Here is a 14586-nt window from a genome sequence, read left to right on the forward strand (position 1 = left end):
TAAGATCCCTGAAAGATGATCAGGTTGATAGGTCTGAGGTGGAAGCGCGGTGACGTGTGGAGCTGACAGATACTAATCGATCGAGGACTTAACCTAAATAGAAAAGCGGAAGAAGCTTAGCTTTTATCCATAGGGAATTGGAGCGACCTTAGAAGAAGTCGTTCTTTGACTTCGTACGAGAGAGTGAAATTACCGTAGGATTTGGCTTCTGTAGCTGGACAAAGTAAGAGCGTAAACTCAGTTAAGTGAATTGAATTGTGAATCGTTATCTAGTTTTGAAGGAATATTTATTTTTTACAAAAAAACACTTGAAATATTCTTTCAAAATAGTATAATAATTCTTGTCGTAATTGTCTGGTGGCGATAGCGAAGAGGTCACACCCGTTCCCATGCCGAACACGGAAGTTAAGCTCTTCAGCGCCGATGGTAGTTGGGGGTTTCCCCCTGTGAGAGTAGGACGTTGCCAGGCTTCAAATTGTTCCGCAGTAGCTCAGTGGTAGAGCTATCGGCTGTTAACCGATCGGTCGTAGGTTCGAGTCCTACCTGCGGAGCCATTGCTTCCATAGCTCAGTTGGTAGAGCACTTCCATGGTAAGGAAGAGGTCACCGGTTCGAGCCCGGTTGGAAGCTTACACAGAGACTTATTAAAAATTTCATGGCCCGTTGGTCAAGCGGTTAAGACACCGCCCTTTCACGGCGGTAACACGGGTTCGAATCCCGTACGGGTCACCATTCGGAGGATTAGCTCAGCTGGGAGAGCATCTGCCTTACAAGCAGAGGGTCGGCGGTTCGATCCCGTCATCCTCCACCATTTATGCCGGTGTAGCTCAACTGGTAGAGCAACTGACTTGTAATCAGTAGGTTGGGGGTTCAAGTCCTCTTGCCGGCACTGTTTCACACATATGGAGGGGTAGCGAAGTGGCTAAACGCGGCGGACTGTAAATCCGCTCCTTAGGGTTCGGCAGTTCGAATCTGCCCCCCTCCACCATTTACATAAAACAATGTAGATAAACGAAGGTAAATGGGTATCCATTTCATAATTTGTTTATCTTTGATTTTGTTTAGAAGGCTAGAAAGCTGTGAATAATATAACTAAACAATGTTTATAATATGTTATACAAATTGATTGCTAGCAAGTTAGGCTGTTTTACTACTAATGAAATACTAAGTTCAGGGAATTAATTTTCATATAGTTAAATAATGGGCTATAGCCAAGCGGTAAGGCATCGCACTTTGACTGCGACATGCGTTGGTTCGAATCCAGCTAGCCCAGCCATTTTTATTTAGAGCCATTAGCTCAGTTGGTAGAGCATCTGACTTTTAATCAGAGGGTCGAAGGTTCGAGTCCTTCATGGCTCATCATTTGCGGAAGTAGTTCAGTGGTAGAACACCACCTTGCCAAGGTGGGGGTCGCGGGTTCGAATCCCGTCTTCCGCTCCATAGAATCCCCTTAGTATTTGGGGCCTTAGCTCAGCTGGGAGAGCGCCTGCTTTGCACGCAGGAGGTCAGCGGTTCGATCCCGCTAGGCTCCACCATTACATATATGATAATTCAAACCATAAACTGATGTTTGTGGTTTTTTGTTATTTGTAAATGTAAATACTAGAATTACGTACTTAAGGAAGCAAAAATAAGACCTAGCAAGTTAAAGTTATTTTTATACTATATATGATTCTGACTTTTAATACGTAAATGAATTCTTGATAGCTTCTATGAATAACAAGAAGGACTATTTCAAGTAGTCCTTCTTTTATTGTTCGTCTTAATAATTGTCTAAGAGATTGTTTCTTTTAAAACAAAAACTATTTCAGGTTGATTGGAAAAGAAGTGCGAGACTCCTGCGGGAGCAGCGGACAGGTGAGACCCCACAGGCGTTTACGCCGAGGAGGCTCACCGCCCGCCCCGCGGAAAGCGAGCATCTCTCGCTGCAATCAACCACACCGCATACTTGGTAAATAGCAACAAAGTTTACGAAAACAGCCTTTTAAAAAACTAACTCAGGTGATTGGAGTGGAAGTGCGAGGCTTATCACAAGCCCATGGAAATCAACCACACCGCATTACTTTGTATATAGCAACAATATTGCGAAACCAGCTTAATAAATAATTGAAAATTTATCACCAATAACCTCCAAAATTTGTTAAAATAATTTATGTAAATAAAATGAAACCAAATGGAAACTTATACGTATATAAAGAGACCCGCAGAGTGCGGAGGTATGTTTATGGAAACGATAGTAAAGAATCGAATAAAACAGGTTAAAAAAGGCGATCAAAATGCATTTGCTGAAATAGTTGATTTGTACAAGGATAAAATCTATCAACTATGTTACAGAATGCTCGGAAATGCACACGAAGCAGAGGATATTGCACAAGAAGCTTTTATACGTGCATTTGTAAATATTCATACGTATGATATGAATAAAAAATTCTCGACATGGTTATACCGAATTGCAACGAATCTATCAATTGATCGTATTCGAAAAAAGAAGCCAGATTATTATCTTGATGCAGAGGTTTCAGGAACAGACGGATTAACGATGTATTCCCAAGTAGCTGCTGAAATAGCTTTACCTGAAGATGAGCTAGAAACAATGGAACTACAACAAACAATTCAAAAAGAAATATTAAAGCTCCCTGATAAGTATCGAACAGTTATTGTCTTAAAGTATATAGATGAGCTATCATTAATAGAAATAAGCGAAATTCTCGATATTCCAATAGGTACAGTCAAAACACGGATTCACAGAGGGAGAGAAGCCCTTAGAAAGCAATTAAGGCATTTATAATGAGGTGAGAATATATGAGCTGTTCTTCTGAGTTTGTTCAGCTTTTGCATAAATATATGGATCATGAATTATCTAGTGATGAAGAAATTAAGGTAAAAAACCATCTTCACACTTGTGAGAGTTGCTATCAACATTTTCATGAGCTTGAAAAGGCTGTTGCGCTTGTCCAAAGTACATCCCATATTGAAGCTCCAAAGGATTTCACCCAAGCTGTAATGAATAGTCTACCAAAAGAAAAGCGAACAGCTTCCTGGAGCCGCTTGTTAAAAGGTCACCCACTATTGGCTGCAGCCTCATTGTTTGTTCTTCTCATGACAGGAAGTCTATTTTCAGCCTGGAATGAGAATCAGCACTTTAGCGTCTCTAAGCAGTCTAACCTAGTTGTTGAGAATAGTAAGGTCACCGTTCCAAAGGGAGAGGTTGTAAAAGGTGATGTGATTGTGAAAAACGGCTCTTTAATGATTGAAGGTAAAATTGAGGGTGATGTAACTGTGATTAATGGAGAGAATTATAGGGCAGCAGCAGGACAAGTAACCGGGGAGATAGAGGAAGTCGATGAGATGTTTGAATGGTTATGGTACCATATAAAATCTCTCTCTCAGGATGTTGTAGGAGTTTTTCGTTAAACACGAGGTCATCAATACGGTGGCCTTTTTACATTTTGTTTTAGAAAGTGATATAATAACATAGTTATCAACAAAACTTATATATGAGTGAAGCGGGGTTGGAATTAAGCTAATTTCTAGGAATACCAACCTACTTAGAAAATTGATGAATATAGCTTCAACAAATTAATATAAGGCTTGCTCTGATTAAGCTGATATATTAATGTGGGCTAGTACATACTTCATTTTTTTCATATTTCTTCGTGAATTGATGGCGACATTTACGTTTTTATATATTAAAAGAGTGAAACTCATGGAGGACGAGTGAATGGGATATGAGGATATACCAATATTGCATTACCTCGGCATAGCTGTTGATATTCTCCTTGTGTGGTACGTTATCTATAAACTGATTATGGTCGTAAGGGGAACAAAGGCTGTACAGCTATTAAAAGGAATTACTGTAATAATTGTAGTCCGCATGTTGAGTCAATACCTAGGATTAAGCACGTTACAGTGGTTAATGGACCAAGCCTTAACATGGGGTTTTCTTGCCATTATTATTATTTTCCAACCAGAGCTGCGCAGAGCATTAGAACAGCTAGGAAGAGGACGATTATTTTCTCGAGGTGGTTTACCTGGAGAGGATGATCCTGAAATAACAGTTGAAGCAATTGTGAAAGCAACAGACTATATGGCGAAGCGACGCATTGGTGCGTTAATGTCTATTGAAAAAGAAACAGGGATGAGCGATTACATAGAAACTGGAATACCATTAAATTCATTGATCTCGTCTGAATTATTGATTAACATCTTTATCCCTAACACACCTCTTCATGACGGGGCAGTTATTATTCAAAAGAATCAAATTGCAGCTGCAGCTTGCTATCTACCTCTATCAGAAAGCCCGTTTATTTCTAAGGAACTTGGGACACGTCACCGAGCTGCTTTAGGGATTAGTGAGGTGACAGATAGTTTTACAATTATCGTTTCTGAAGAGACAGGAAGTGTCTCAGTTGCTCGAAATAGTGAGCTTCATCGAAACTTAACTCAAGATGAATTAAGAGAAATTCTTCAAAGAGAGTTAATTATAACAACAAAACCTGTTTCCTCAAACCGTTGGCAATGGAGGGGAAAGAAAAATGGATAAGTTGATGAATAGCCGTTGGGTGATGAGGGTTATTGCTTTATTTATGGCGTTGATGTTATATGCTTCGGTTAATATTGAATCAGCTCCTTCTGTTAATCAGCCAACGACACCATTATCGCAATCGCCTACAGCGGACAAGGCTACTGTCACAGAAGTACCAGTTGTAACATACTTTGACCAAGAAAACCTTGTTGTAACAGGTATAACCGAATCGGTTAACGTCAATTTAGAAGGTGCAACAAGTTCATTAACAAAAGCAAGGCAGCTTAGAGATTTTGAGGTTTATGCAGACTTGACTAAGTTATCAATTGGGACTCATCGAGTTAAGCTTAAAATTAAAAACCTATCTGATGACTTAAAGGCAAGTATTTCTCCTTCAGTTATCACAGTTTCTATTGAAGAGAAGGTAGCGAAAGATTTTCAGGTCGAAGTTGATTTTCTAAATGAAGATAAGCTTGAGGAAGGCTATACGCCTGATCAACCAATTGTCAATCCAAATAGCATTCGTGTGACAGCTTCTAAAGAATTGATTGATCGAATATCCAGTGTGAAAGCTGCTGTAAATCTTGAAAATGCGGAAGAAACGGTTAACCGTGAATCTCGGATTACGATATATGATAGCGATGGGAATATACTTCCTGTTGAAGTGGAACCAACAGTTGTAGATGTGACAGTTCCGATAAAAAGTCCAAGTAAAGCCTTACCGTTTAAAATAATAAGGGAGGGCGAGCTTAAAAAAGGCTTGAGTATATCAAGTATTGAACCTGATCCAAAGGAAATAACGGTATTCGGTCCTATGGATGTTTTGGATAAGCTTGAATTTATCGATGGAGTTACAGTAGACCTTAGTAAGATTGAAAAAGATACTGTATTAGAAGTAGATGTGCCGATACCTGAAGGAATAAAAAAGATAGATCCTGAAAAGCTCAAGATTAATGTAGATGTAGATGAACAAGAAGAAAAGGCGTTTACAGATCAAGAGATAAAAGCTGTAGGATTATCAGAAGCTAAGAATCTTGAGTTTATTGAACCTGAGGCAGGAACACAAGATGTTAAGATATATGGGGCACCAAGTGTCATTAAAAATATAAAATCATCTGATATAGAATTATATATAAATTTGTCAGACCTAAGTAATGGTGAGCATGAGGTAGATGTTGAGGTGAACGGCCCACAAAATATAACATGGTCATTAGAAATTGAAAAAGTAAAAGTTAAAATTTCTTCAGCCTCATAAGGCAGATTAAATAAAGGAGCGAAACCAATGGGAAAGTATTTTGGGACAGATGGAGTACGAGGAGTTGCTAATAGTGAATTAACACCTGAGTTAGCCTTTAAAATTGGCCGATTTGGTGGTTATGTATTAACAAAAGATACGGACAGACCGAAAGTAATAATCGGTCGAGATACTCGTATTTCAGGTCATATGCTTGAAGGTGCTCTTGTAGCAGGTCTCCTTTCTATCGGAGCTGAAGTAATGCGTTTAGGTGTTATCTCAACTCCAGGTGTAGCATTTTTAACGAAGGCACTTGGTGCACAAGCGGGAGTTATGATCTCTGCATCACATAACCCTGTACAGGATAACGGTATTAAGTATTTTGGTCCAGATGGATATAAATTATCAGATGAGCAGGAGCTTGAAATTGAAAGCTTAATGGATCAAGAAGTAGATACACTACCAAGACCAGTAGGGGAACATTTAGGACAAGTTAACGATTATTTTGAAGGTGGGCAAAAATACCTTCAATTCTTAAAGCAAACAGTTGATGAAGACTTTACTGGTATTCATGTGGCATTGGATTGTGCACATGGTGCTACATCATCACTTGCTACACATTTGTTTGCTGACTTAGATGCAGATGTTTCGACAATGGGTACAGCTCCAAATGGATTAAATATCAATGCGGGAGTTGGTTCAACACATCCAGAAGCATTAGCAGCCTTTTTGAAGGAGAAAAATGCAGATATCGGTTTGGCATTTGATGGTGACGGTGATCGATTGATTGCTGTCGATGAGAATGGTGAAATCGTTGATGGCGACCAAATCATGTATATTTGTGCAAAATTTTTAAACAGTGAAGGACGACTAAAGAAAAACACAGTTGTATCGACTATTATGAGCAACCTAGGCTTTTACAAAGCACTTGAGGAGCATGAAATTAAAAGTATCCCGACAGCTGTTGGTGACCGATATGTAGTAGAAGAAATGAAGAAAAATGACTATAACCTTGGTGGAGAACAATCAGGTCATATTATTTTCCTTGATTATAATACAACTGGTGATGGACTCCTAACGGGATTACAACTTGTGAACATCATGAAGCTTACGGGTAAAAAATTATCAGAGCTTGCTAGTGAAATGAAAAAGTACCCACAATTACTTATAAATGTAAAAGTAACAGATAAACATGGGGTAACAGAAAATGAAAAAGTGAAAGAGATTATTGAATCTGTGGAACAAGAAATGAATGGGAATGGTCGTATCCTTGTTCGCCCTTCAGGTACAGAGCCATTAGTTCGTGTTATGGCAGAAGCACCAACAGAAGAACAATGCAGTAAATATGTTGAGCGAATTGTAGACATAGTCAAACAAGAGATGGGCTTGGAGTAAGACATAAGGCGGGGGAACCCGCCTTTTTATTAACATGTTTGCATGTTCGAACATATCATATATGTATAGCAATTCAGGTAGAATTGTTAGAGAATGGCATAAATTGATTGACGGTTTATTTTGTTATGTTGTATTATTAACTTTGTATTTTTATTTATGATAGAAAGGGGCATAGTAAAGAAGGTTGACAATTTAAAGCGCCTGAACTAAGGGATCGAAAATAACTTAGTTGACGAGGATGGAGGTTATCGAAATTTCGGCGGATGCCTCCCGGTTGATTGGTTACAACCGTAAGTTTTTCCTTAAACCAAAGAGGTAACTTTTTGTACAAAGGGAGAAGCGTAGCCTTCCAAAATTAAAAACATGTGTGAGGGGACAGTGAATGTCTCCGAAAATGACTTCCTGTCCCTAGTTTACACACTATGGGAGGAAACGAATATGTGCGGAATCGTAGGATATATTGGTAAACAAGATGCTAAGGAAATATTATTAAAAGGGCTAGAAAAATTAGAATACCGTGGTTATGACTCTGCAGGAATTGCAGCAATGAATAATGAAGGTGTGCACATTTTCAAAGAAAAGGGCCGTATTGCTGAGCTACGTGAGAGTGTTGATGAACAAGTAGAAGCATCAACAGGAATCGGTCATACAAGATGGGCAACACATGGTGTACCTAGCCGAGTAAATGCACATCCACATCAAAGTACTACTAGTAGATTTACACTTGTGCATAACGGTGTTATCGAAAACTATGCTATTTTGAAGCGTGAATATTTACAAGATGTTCAACTGAAAAGTGATACAGATACAGAAGTAATTGTTCAAGTAATTGAAAAATTTGTAGCAAACGGATTAGAGGTTGAAGAAGCGTTCCGTCAAACGTTATCAATTTTAAAAGGCTCTTATGCGATTGGATTATTAGATGAGCAAAATCCTAATATGATTTATGTAGCAAAAAACAAAAGTCCACTGCTTGTTGGTTTAGGTGATGGTAGCTTTAACGTAGTTGCGTCAGATGCTATGGCAATGTTACAAGTAACTGACCAATATGTTGAAATTATGGACAAAGAAATGGTTTTTGTTGAACGTGAGTCTGTTACAATTAAAGATTTACAAGGTAATGTAATTGAACGTGCCCCTTATAAAGCAGAGCTTGATGCAAGCGATATTGAAAAGGGCACTTATCCTCACTACATGTTAAAAGAAATAGATGAACAGCCTTTAGTTACAAGAAGAATTATTGAGAAATACCGTAATGAAGATGGTGGTTTAACAGTTGATGCTGAAATCGTAAACGCTGTGAATGCAGCAGATCGAATCTATATCATTGCAGCAGGGACTAGCTACCATGCGGGATTAGTTGGAAAACAATTTATTGAAAATTGGGCGAAAATCCCAGTTGAAGTTCATATCGCAAGTGAATTCTCATACAATATGCCATTGCTTTCTGAAAATCCACTATTTATCTTTATTTCACAAAGTGGAGAAACAGCAGATAGCCGTGCAGTACTAGTACAGATAAAAGAGCTTGGTCACAAAGCTTTAACGATTACAAATGTTCAAGGGTCAACATTATCTCGTGAAGCTGACTACACGCTATTATTACATGCAGGTCCTGAAATTGCTGTTGCATCTACAAAAGCTTATACAGCACAATTAGCAGTATTATCAATTCTTGCGGCTGTTGCAGCATATGGAAAAGGACGTACTCTAGAATTTGATTTAACAAAAGAGCTAGGTATTGTTGCAAATGCAATGGAAGTTCTTTGTGATCAAAAAGAAGAAATGGAAGCTATTGCACGTGAATATCTCTCTACAACACGTAACGCATTCTTCATCGGACGTTCTGTTGATTACTACGTAGGACTTGAAGGATCACTAAAACTCAAAGAAATCTCTTATATTCAAGCAGAAGGCTTTGCAGGCGGAGAGCTTAAGCATGGTACCATTGCGTTAATTGAAAATGGTACACCAATTATTGCATTAGCGACTCAAGAGCATGTTAACCTAAGCATTCGCGGAAATGTAAAAGAGGTTGTAGCACGTGGAGCTAATCCATGTATAATCACAATGAAGGGCCTAGAAGAAGAAGACGATCGTTTTGTTCTTCCAAGTGTTCATGAACAATTATCACCACTTGCAGCAGTTGTACCATTACAATTGATCTCTTATTATGCAGCACTACATCGTGGATGTGACGTTGATAAACCACGTAATCTTGCGAAGAGTGTTACAGTGGAGTAAACAGGGGATTTTTGAAGGTTTTGTTTGTCCTCTCTGCAATTAAGTTCTCCCCTATGTAATTCAAGTTCGTACCTGCTGTAAATAAGTTGGTATCTGAACTGGGGAGATAGCTGGAGCTGGCAACTATGTATGTAGACTCCAAAAGAATCGGGAAACGTACCGTGGGTACGATTTCTCGATTCTTTTTTGTTTGCCTATTAAGCCCTTGGTCTAATCAATCATTTGATTAATTGCGGGAGAAAGCCTGAATATAAAGCCTGGCTGAACTGGAATGTACATGTTATCGGAAATTCCAAGTGTTCCGTAGCAAAATAAACTGTTCCCTTGGTTAAATAAGTCGTTCCCTAAAACGAGTGAAAATCGGAGTGTCTTCTCCAGTTTTCCTCTTTTTTTTGTATCCAAAAGCGGAGGGAAAGCCAGAAAAAAGCATGAGAAAGGCATGAATAAAAGCAAGAGGAAAAGCATGACAATGCCCGATAAATCAACGATTTCAAGAAAGAAATCCAGAGAAAAAAGGCGGAAAAAGGTAGGAGAAAACCTTGTTCCTAATCCCATTTATTCCTGTTCCTACGGAACAACTTATTTTCCTGAAAAAATAGGGTTCTGACAAAAAATAGGAGAAAAAAGGAGTGAGTTAGGGAAGAACCAATTAAACGACAGAAATTGGGGAAATCGGAGAAAGGCAGGAATGACAGGGGTTTGTGAGAAGGGGGGAGTGTAGAACTATTTTTGACAACTACATAGAAGGCAGGGATTTTTTTGAAGTGAAATCTAAAGTGGATTTGAACTATATAGGGGGAAGGGTTAAGGGGGCAGAAAATCTAAGTGAAAAATTGATATAATATTTAAAAAGTTGGTGGGAATATGTTTGATAAGAAAAGGATGATTGAAGAAATGATTAAATTTGACGATGCATTCCCAGACGGGATTTTTGCTATAAGTTGTAGGAAAGGAGAACCAAAAGTAAAAGTTAGAGCCTTGTGGGATTATTGTCAGGAAAAAGGTTTAAAGCCGAGTCAATTATCGCCTGGAGAGATGGAACTGTTCCTCGATTACTGAAATATTAAAAATAAAAGCTCCATTTGAACTCATTGATTCATGTTCATTATGGAGCTTATTAAACAATCAAGAATTCATTTTAGTAAGAGGCAATTGCACTGTTGAAACTATATGAAATAGGTACATCAAGGAAGTCTCTGGCTACGCATACATCATTATGAATGATGTAGCATTCTACATAATGTCCTCCTTTAAAGGAGGTTCTTTCTACTTTTTGGTCAGTGCCTCGAACTATTTCCCCTCTTAGCTGTTTTCTTTTTATCGCTTCATCCCCACGGTTACGTACTTTCCAATATACAGTGAATTGAAGTTGTTTGTCTTTGGCTTCATTGTGTTCAATAAAAAAGGTTAGCTGTTTATTGATTAGTAAAGGCTTATCTTGCAACAATAGGGTTCTTAATAATGCCTCTCTAAAACCATTTTGTTTTACTTCACAGTTAATTTTCAAATTATATTTGATGTCAATGGGAAACATGTCTTCGATAAATTTCTCTGAATTTGAACGTGATGATAAGGCAAAAGTTGCTTGTGCGGATTCTTCGACTGTTTCAGGAATAGGGAAGTCTTTTCCGAAAATCTCCTGTAGTTTTTCATATAGTTCATCACTATCTTCAACTAAGCCATCTAATTTGTTGTACGCTTTCTTAGCTTTAGTGACAAACTTCCCATCTTTATTATAAACATGCTGTTTGCTTCCCAGAGCTAACCAATATTTTTGGTCTTTATTCAAACCCTTTAAATATTTGAATAAATCCTGGAACAGAGATAAGTAGTTATCAAATGTTGTAGATTTATAATCGGGATATTGGTTAAAAAAGTTAAATACTAAAGTGTCAATTAGAAGTCCGCCAATCTTAAATCCAATATGATTTTTCCACGCACGAACCATGTTGCAAACGTGTTGAAAATGTTGATTAGTTTCATCAATTGTATCTAAACTTTCTTCTATTTCAGGCATCGGGTCTGTCTTTTTCCACTTTCCACCGTTATTTGAGTTTGGATAAGTGTAGCTCCCATCTGATTCTTCAAATGCTGGGCATACTTCAACCTCGTAATTTGAAAAACTGACTACGACAACTTGTCCATCACCCCGAACGATTGTATTTGGATAACGTTTTTTTATTTCATTTTTAACACATTGGAGAAGAGCGGATTGTCCATTTCCTTCATAATTGTTGTATTGGGTATATAAATCATCTGGAAGGACAAACAACATGTCCAGGTCACTTACACCCTTAATGGCAGTATTACGACCTAATGACCCTACTTTATATCCATGCTCTTCTTCGCTTTCGCTGTCCCAAAAACTCTTATTTAACCTTTTTGTGATGCTTTTAAATTTTATATCTATATCTTCTGTATTATCGACCTTAAGCGACTCACAGAAATCCTCAAATGATTGGCTTAACATTCATTCACCCCTTAAAAATTTTAATCCAACACCAAACTACTAAAATTACAAAAAGAAGGAAAATAACAAATGATTTAGGTATTTTATCTTTCCAAAATGAGAATTTTTTTTGTTCGTTAATCCATTCTATTTGCATTTGGAAGAAAAATTTATAATGAGCATACCAGTCACTTGTAAATATTTGTTTGCTCATGCTTAAAGAATAGTATCTATTTAATACATCGTTCATTTGTTGGAATTCTACTTGGAAATCCTCGTGATTTGAATTTTTAACATGATAGTATAAAGCTCTTAATTCATTAAATAATTTGGTTAGTTCAATCCCTGCTTTTTCATACTTTTCTTTTTCAGAGTTAAAAGAGCTAATTGTTAATGCGAGGATACTAACCATTATTAAGGTTGTAGATATTCCTGTATTATAATGATTATTTGGATAAGCCAATTGACCTACTCCGACAAGCAGAACAATAAGGGAGATAGCATTTGGGACTTTTTCTATAATATCAAAAGTTGCGAAATGTTTTTTTGCTCCAAATCCTACATTATAACCGTTCTCAGCTAATTGCTTTAATATTGAGTTTTTATCTATTTTTTTATCCATTTGTTTCCTCCTCACAATATAGCATTATAGCACTACATTCTAATACATTCAATATATAGTATATATAATGTAATGTTAGGTACTATATATTGTGTTTTGTTTGTTGTTTTTTAGATTTGTCAAATACAAAAATATTAGAAAATGGGAGGATACTTATGAATAGTGAAGATAGTGATAGAGTTTCAGCGATTATTACCCAATTTCCTCATTTGCTATAGCCCTAATTTTGGAATGCACCATTAATCAATCGTTTTTATATCCTATCATCATTTTATTGTTTTCGTATGAATTCTCTTGTTATACCATGTCTTATTCCTGTTCCAAAGCCCTCCTATCAGTTATATATTTCTTCCAACTGCTTATAATACAGTAGCTTTAATAAAGCAGGATTCAAATTTTGAAGCTATTAAAATAGGAAGTTCTAATCTATCAATTCGGATTAGACAGATATAACAGGAGGAAATGATATGGGAAAAGACAGAGAGATGCCGAGAACATTCGGTCAAAAATTAAGATATTTTAGAAATCTCAGAGGCTACACATGCAAGGAATTAGGTATGTTAGCTAAAATTGACCCAGGGTATGTGAATCGTATGGAATTAGGAAAGAGAAAAGCTCCATCCTATCCTGTGATTAGAAACATCTGTATGGCTCTCAAAATTGACGTAACCGATTTAATTGATATTGAACCGAGCGAGGAAGAGCTTCCTATCAAAAGTATTCAAGAAGTTTTAGTTTTTCATGAATACTTAATTAATGGAAAGTTGCCGAGTATGGAAGCAAGAGAGAACCTGTTGGCACTTATGCAAACGATGTTGGATTGCGAATGGGAGGAAAATAAACATATAGAAACGGTAAAAATTACTGAAAAGGTCAATCAGTTTTTAAACTCATTGAAATAGTACATTAAACAGGTGGAGAAGAGAACTATAGGTTTTATGGTTCTCTTTTTCTGCATGTAGGGAGGAAATCGTAGTATGTCTAAAAATGGCAGTGAAAGAGAGTTCATATTCAGTTTATACCTTAAGGAAAATTTATCCATATTGGAAAAAGAACTAAATTTGAAATTGACAGGAGTAGAATTGGAATCAAAATATGCAGGATTAAAAATAGATATGTTCGCAATTGAACAGGAATCTGGAGCAGAAGTATTTGTAGAGAATGTGTTGTTAAAATCAGATTACTCACACCAATACAGACTTCTCAAGTTGATAGAGGCAATAGATAAAGGGGTTATTATTTATCAAGCTGTGGCATTTAAAGAAAAGTACGTCAAACAGTTAAGGGATAAAATAATGGATTCTGGAAAAGATATTAACCTTTATTTTGTAACGATTAATCCTGATTTATTTCAGGGAATTGACCTATTGAATAGCGGAACACATAAGCTAAAGGTCTTTGAAAATCTTCATATTCTTAATGAAATCTCTAATCCTATTCAATTGCTTAAGGGTATAAGCATTATTCACCCGATTCATGGTAATAAGGAATATAGGGAAAAATATAATTGGGATTTTACTAAGAGAGAAGACGTAAACAACTATCTATTAAAACAGTTGAGGAAAAAAGTCCCTTATTTTCTATCTTTCCAAAGACAGAAGTCTAATCTTGATAGTTTAAGAATTATTCCATGCGGATTTGGTAAATCTGGAATTTCATTAATGCTAACAGTAGAAGATATGCGTCGTCGTGCTTTTGTTGAACTGAGATTTAAGGAGGATACACCACCCATTTATTTTAAAATTAAGGAGAAAAAAGTAAAGGCAAGAAAAATAATTGGCGAGGAGCTTGAATTTCTGGATGATACATGCACCATCGCTTATCGTTTTCGGTCATATGAGGATGTATATGAAACGGTTGAACGCTTGGTGCAGATAGCAGAGCGTTTCATATTAACATTTAGCAACGATGTTCTATATGGAGAAGAGAAACTCGATAGTTGGAAAGAAGAACTTGAATACAGTCTGTAAATGAGCAGGGAAAAGGCATTGGGTCATATCCAGTGCCTATTTTTATAGGTCGTTTTGTTTAAGTTATAAAACCATCATTCCAATATGATTGTTTAACTAACACTTGTTGAGTTAGACAATATATCGAATTTATCCCCAAATCTATATA

Annotated in this window: 12 protein-coding genes, 10 tRNA genes and 2 rRNA genes; 21 read left to right on the plus strand and 3 right to left on the minus strand. The window is 36.9% G+C overall.

Going from position 1 to position 14586, the window contains the following annotated elements; genetic code table 11:
- The 18 genes from I7822_RS17790 to glmS form a co-directional block, all read left to right on the plus strand.
- A 23S ribosomal RNA gene (locus I7822_RS17790) occupies positions 1 to 96 on the plus strand; the annotation flags it as partial.
- Between the two features lie 257 nt (positions 97 to 353).
- A 5S ribosomal RNA gene (rrf, locus tag I7822_RS17795) occupies positions 354 to 469 on the plus strand.
- 10 nt (positions 470 to 479) lie between these two features.
- A tRNA-Asn gene (locus I7822_RS17800) sits at positions 480 to 554 on the plus strand.
- A 2-nt stretch (positions 555 to 556) separates the two neighbouring features.
- Positions 557 to 629 (plus strand) — tRNA-Thr (locus tag I7822_RS17805).
- 27 nt (positions 630 to 656) lie between these two features.
- A tRNA-Glu gene (locus I7822_RS17810) sits at positions 657 to 731 on the plus strand.
- 3 nt (positions 732 to 734) lie between these two features.
- Positions 735 to 810, plus strand: a tRNA-Val gene (locus tag I7822_RS17815).
- A 5-nt stretch (positions 811 to 815) separates the two neighbouring features.
- Positions 816 to 888 (plus strand) — tRNA-Thr (locus I7822_RS17820).
- 15 nt (positions 889 to 903) lie between these two features.
- Positions 904 to 987, plus strand: a tRNA-Tyr gene (locus I7822_RS17825).
- Positions 988 to 1200: 213 nt separating this feature from the next.
- A tRNA-Gln gene (locus tag I7822_RS17830) sits at positions 1201 to 1275 on the plus strand.
- Between the two features lie 10 nt (positions 1276 to 1285).
- Positions 1286 to 1358, plus strand: a tRNA-Lys gene (locus tag I7822_RS17835).
- A gap of 6 nt (positions 1359 to 1364) precedes the next feature.
- Positions 1365 to 1439, plus strand: a tRNA-Gly gene (locus I7822_RS17840).
- A 19-nt stretch (positions 1440 to 1458) separates the two neighbouring features.
- Positions 1459 to 1534, plus strand: a tRNA-Ala gene (locus I7822_RS17845).
- A 689-nt stretch (positions 1535 to 2223) separates the two neighbouring features.
- Positions 2224 to 2787, plus strand: a complete 564-nt coding sequence (gene sigW, locus I7822_RS17850) for an RNA polymerase sigma factor SigW (RefSeq protein ID WP_207980464.1) — start codon at positions 2224 to 2226, stop codon at positions 2785 to 2787.
- A gap of 14 nt (positions 2788 to 2801) precedes the next feature.
- A complete protein-coding gene (locus I7822_RS17855) occupies positions 2802 to 3413 on the plus strand; it encodes an anti-sigma factor family protein (protein ID WP_207980465.1) in 612 nt (203 codons plus the stop codon).
- A 307-nt stretch (positions 3414 to 3720) separates the two neighbouring features.
- Positions 3721 to 4542, plus strand: a complete 822-nt coding sequence (cdaA, locus tag I7822_RS17860; RefSeq protein ID WP_207980466.1) for a diadenylate cyclase CdaA — start codon at positions 3721 to 3723, stop codon at positions 4540 to 4542.
- Entirely contained in the window at positions 4535 to 5779 is a 1245-nt protein-coding gene (locus I7822_RS17865; RefSeq protein WP_207980467.1) for a CdaR family protein, read from the plus strand. Before cdaA ends, I7822_RS17865 begins: the two co-directional genes overlap by 8 nt.
- Before the next feature lie 27 nt (positions 5780 to 5806).
- Positions 5807 to 7153 (plus strand): phosphoglucosamine mutase, encoded by a 1347-nt coding sequence (glmM, locus tag I7822_RS17870; RefSeq protein ID WP_207980468.1) that lies wholly within the window; start codon positions 5807 to 5809, stop codon positions 7151 to 7153.
- Positions 7154 to 7591: 438 nt separating this feature from the next.
- Positions 7592 to 9397 carry a glutamine--fructose-6-phosphate transaminase (isomerizing) gene (gene glmS / locus I7822_RS17875; RefSeq protein WP_207980469.1) on the plus strand — a complete coding sequence of 602 codons (1806 nt, stop codon included), beginning with the start codon at positions 7592 to 7594 and terminating at the stop codon, positions 9395 to 9397.
- A 210-nt stretch (positions 9398 to 9607) separates the two neighbouring features.
- Here the strand turns inward: glmS and I7822_RS17880 are convergent, their stop codons facing one another.
- Complete coding sequence (locus I7822_RS17880) at positions 9608 to 9952, minus strand: hypothetical protein (protein ID WP_207980470.1); 345 nt, start codon at positions 9950 to 9952, stop codon at positions 9608 to 9610.
- A 309-nt stretch (positions 9953 to 10261) separates the two neighbouring features.
- On the opposite strand from I7822_RS17880, the gene I7822_RS17885 reads away from it, so the two are divergent.
- Positions 10262 to 10456, plus strand: coding sequence for a hypothetical protein (locus I7822_RS17885; RefSeq protein ID WP_207980471.1), 195 nt, complete (start codon positions 10262 to 10264; stop codon positions 10454 to 10456).
- Positions 10457 to 10535: 79 nt separating this feature from the next.
- On the opposite strand, the gene I7822_RS17890 is transcribed toward I7822_RS17885, so the two are convergent.
- Positions 10536 to 11867 (minus strand): SMODS domain-containing nucleotidyltransferase, encoded by a 1332-nt coding sequence (locus tag I7822_RS17890; protein ID WP_207980472.1) that lies wholly within the window; start codon positions 11865 to 11867, stop codon positions 10536 to 10538.
- Positions 11868 to 11871: 4 nt separating this feature from the next.
- Positions 11872 to 12468 (minus strand): SLATT domain-containing protein, encoded by a 597-nt coding sequence (locus I7822_RS17895; protein ID WP_207980473.1) that lies wholly within the window; start codon positions 12466 to 12468, stop codon positions 11872 to 11874.
- Between the two features lie 467 nt (positions 12469 to 12935).
- Between I7822_RS17895 and I7822_RS17900 the strand changes: the two genes are divergently transcribed.
- Together I7822_RS17900 and I7822_RS17905 are read left to right on the plus strand one after the other, a co-directional pair.
- On the plus strand, positions 12936 to 13370 hold the full coding sequence (locus I7822_RS17900) for a helix-turn-helix domain-containing protein (protein WP_207980474.1): 435 nt from the start codon (positions 12936 to 12938) through the stop codon (positions 13368 to 13370).
- A 75-nt stretch (positions 13371 to 13445) separates the two neighbouring features.
- A complete protein-coding gene (locus I7822_RS17905) occupies positions 13446 to 14438 on the plus strand; it encodes a hypothetical protein (protein ID WP_207980475.1) in 993 nt (330 codons plus the stop codon).
- Positions 14439 to 14586: the final 148 nt, after the last annotated feature.

This window comes from Metabacillus bambusae (assembly GCF_017497975.1).
GTDB classification, from domain to species: domain Bacteria; phylum Bacillota; class Bacilli; order Bacillales; family Bacillaceae; genus Metabacillus; species Metabacillus bambusae.

What these genes read in the sequence shown, in the direction of transcription:
- sigW (WP_207980464.1), top strand. Translation starts at nt 2,224, where the DNA reads ATGGAAACGATAGTAAAGAATCGAATAAAACAGGTTAAAAAAGGCGAT.
- I7822_RS17855 (WP_207980465.1), top strand. Translation starts at nt 2,802, where the DNA reads ATGAGCTGTTCTTCTGAGTTTGTTCAGCTTTTGCATAAATATATGGAT.
- cdaA (WP_207980466.1), top strand. Translation starts at nt 3,721, where the DNA reads ATGGGATATGAGGATATACCAATATTGCATTACCTCGGCATAGCTGTT.
- I7822_RS17865 (WP_207980467.1), top strand. Translation starts at nt 4,535, where the DNA reads ATGGATAAGTTGATGAATAGCCGTTGGGTGATGAGGGTTATTGCTTTA.
- glmM (WP_207980468.1), top strand. Translation starts at nt 5,807, where the DNA reads ATGGGAAAGTATTTTGGGACAGATGGAGTACGAGGAGTTGCTAATAGT.
- glmS (WP_207980469.1), top strand. Translation starts at nt 7,592, where the DNA reads ATGTGCGGAATCGTAGGATATATTGGTAAACAAGATGCTAAGGAAATA.
- I7822_RS17880 (WP_207980470.1), bottom strand. Translation starts at nt 9,952, where the DNA reads ATGGGATTAGGAACAAGGTTTTCTCCTACCTTTTTCCGCCTTTTTTCT.
- I7822_RS17885 (WP_207980471.1), top strand. Translation starts at nt 10,262, where the DNA reads ATGTTTGATAAGAAAAGGATGATTGAAGAAATGATTAAATTTGACGAT.
- I7822_RS17890 (WP_207980472.1), bottom strand. Translation starts at nt 11,867, where the DNA reads ATGTTAAGCCAATCATTTGAGGATTTCTGTGAGTCGCTTAAGGTCGAT.
- I7822_RS17895 (WP_207980473.1), bottom strand. Translation starts at nt 12,468, where the DNA reads ATGGATAAAAAAATAGATAAAAACTCAATATTAAAGCAATTAGCTGAG.
- I7822_RS17900 (WP_207980474.1), top strand. Translation starts at nt 12,936, where the DNA reads ATGGGAAAAGACAGAGAGATGCCGAGAACATTCGGTCAAAAATTAAGA.
- I7822_RS17905 (WP_207980475.1), top strand. Translation starts at nt 13,446, where the DNA reads ATGTCTAAAAATGGCAGTGAAAGAGAGTTCATATTCAGTTTATACCTT.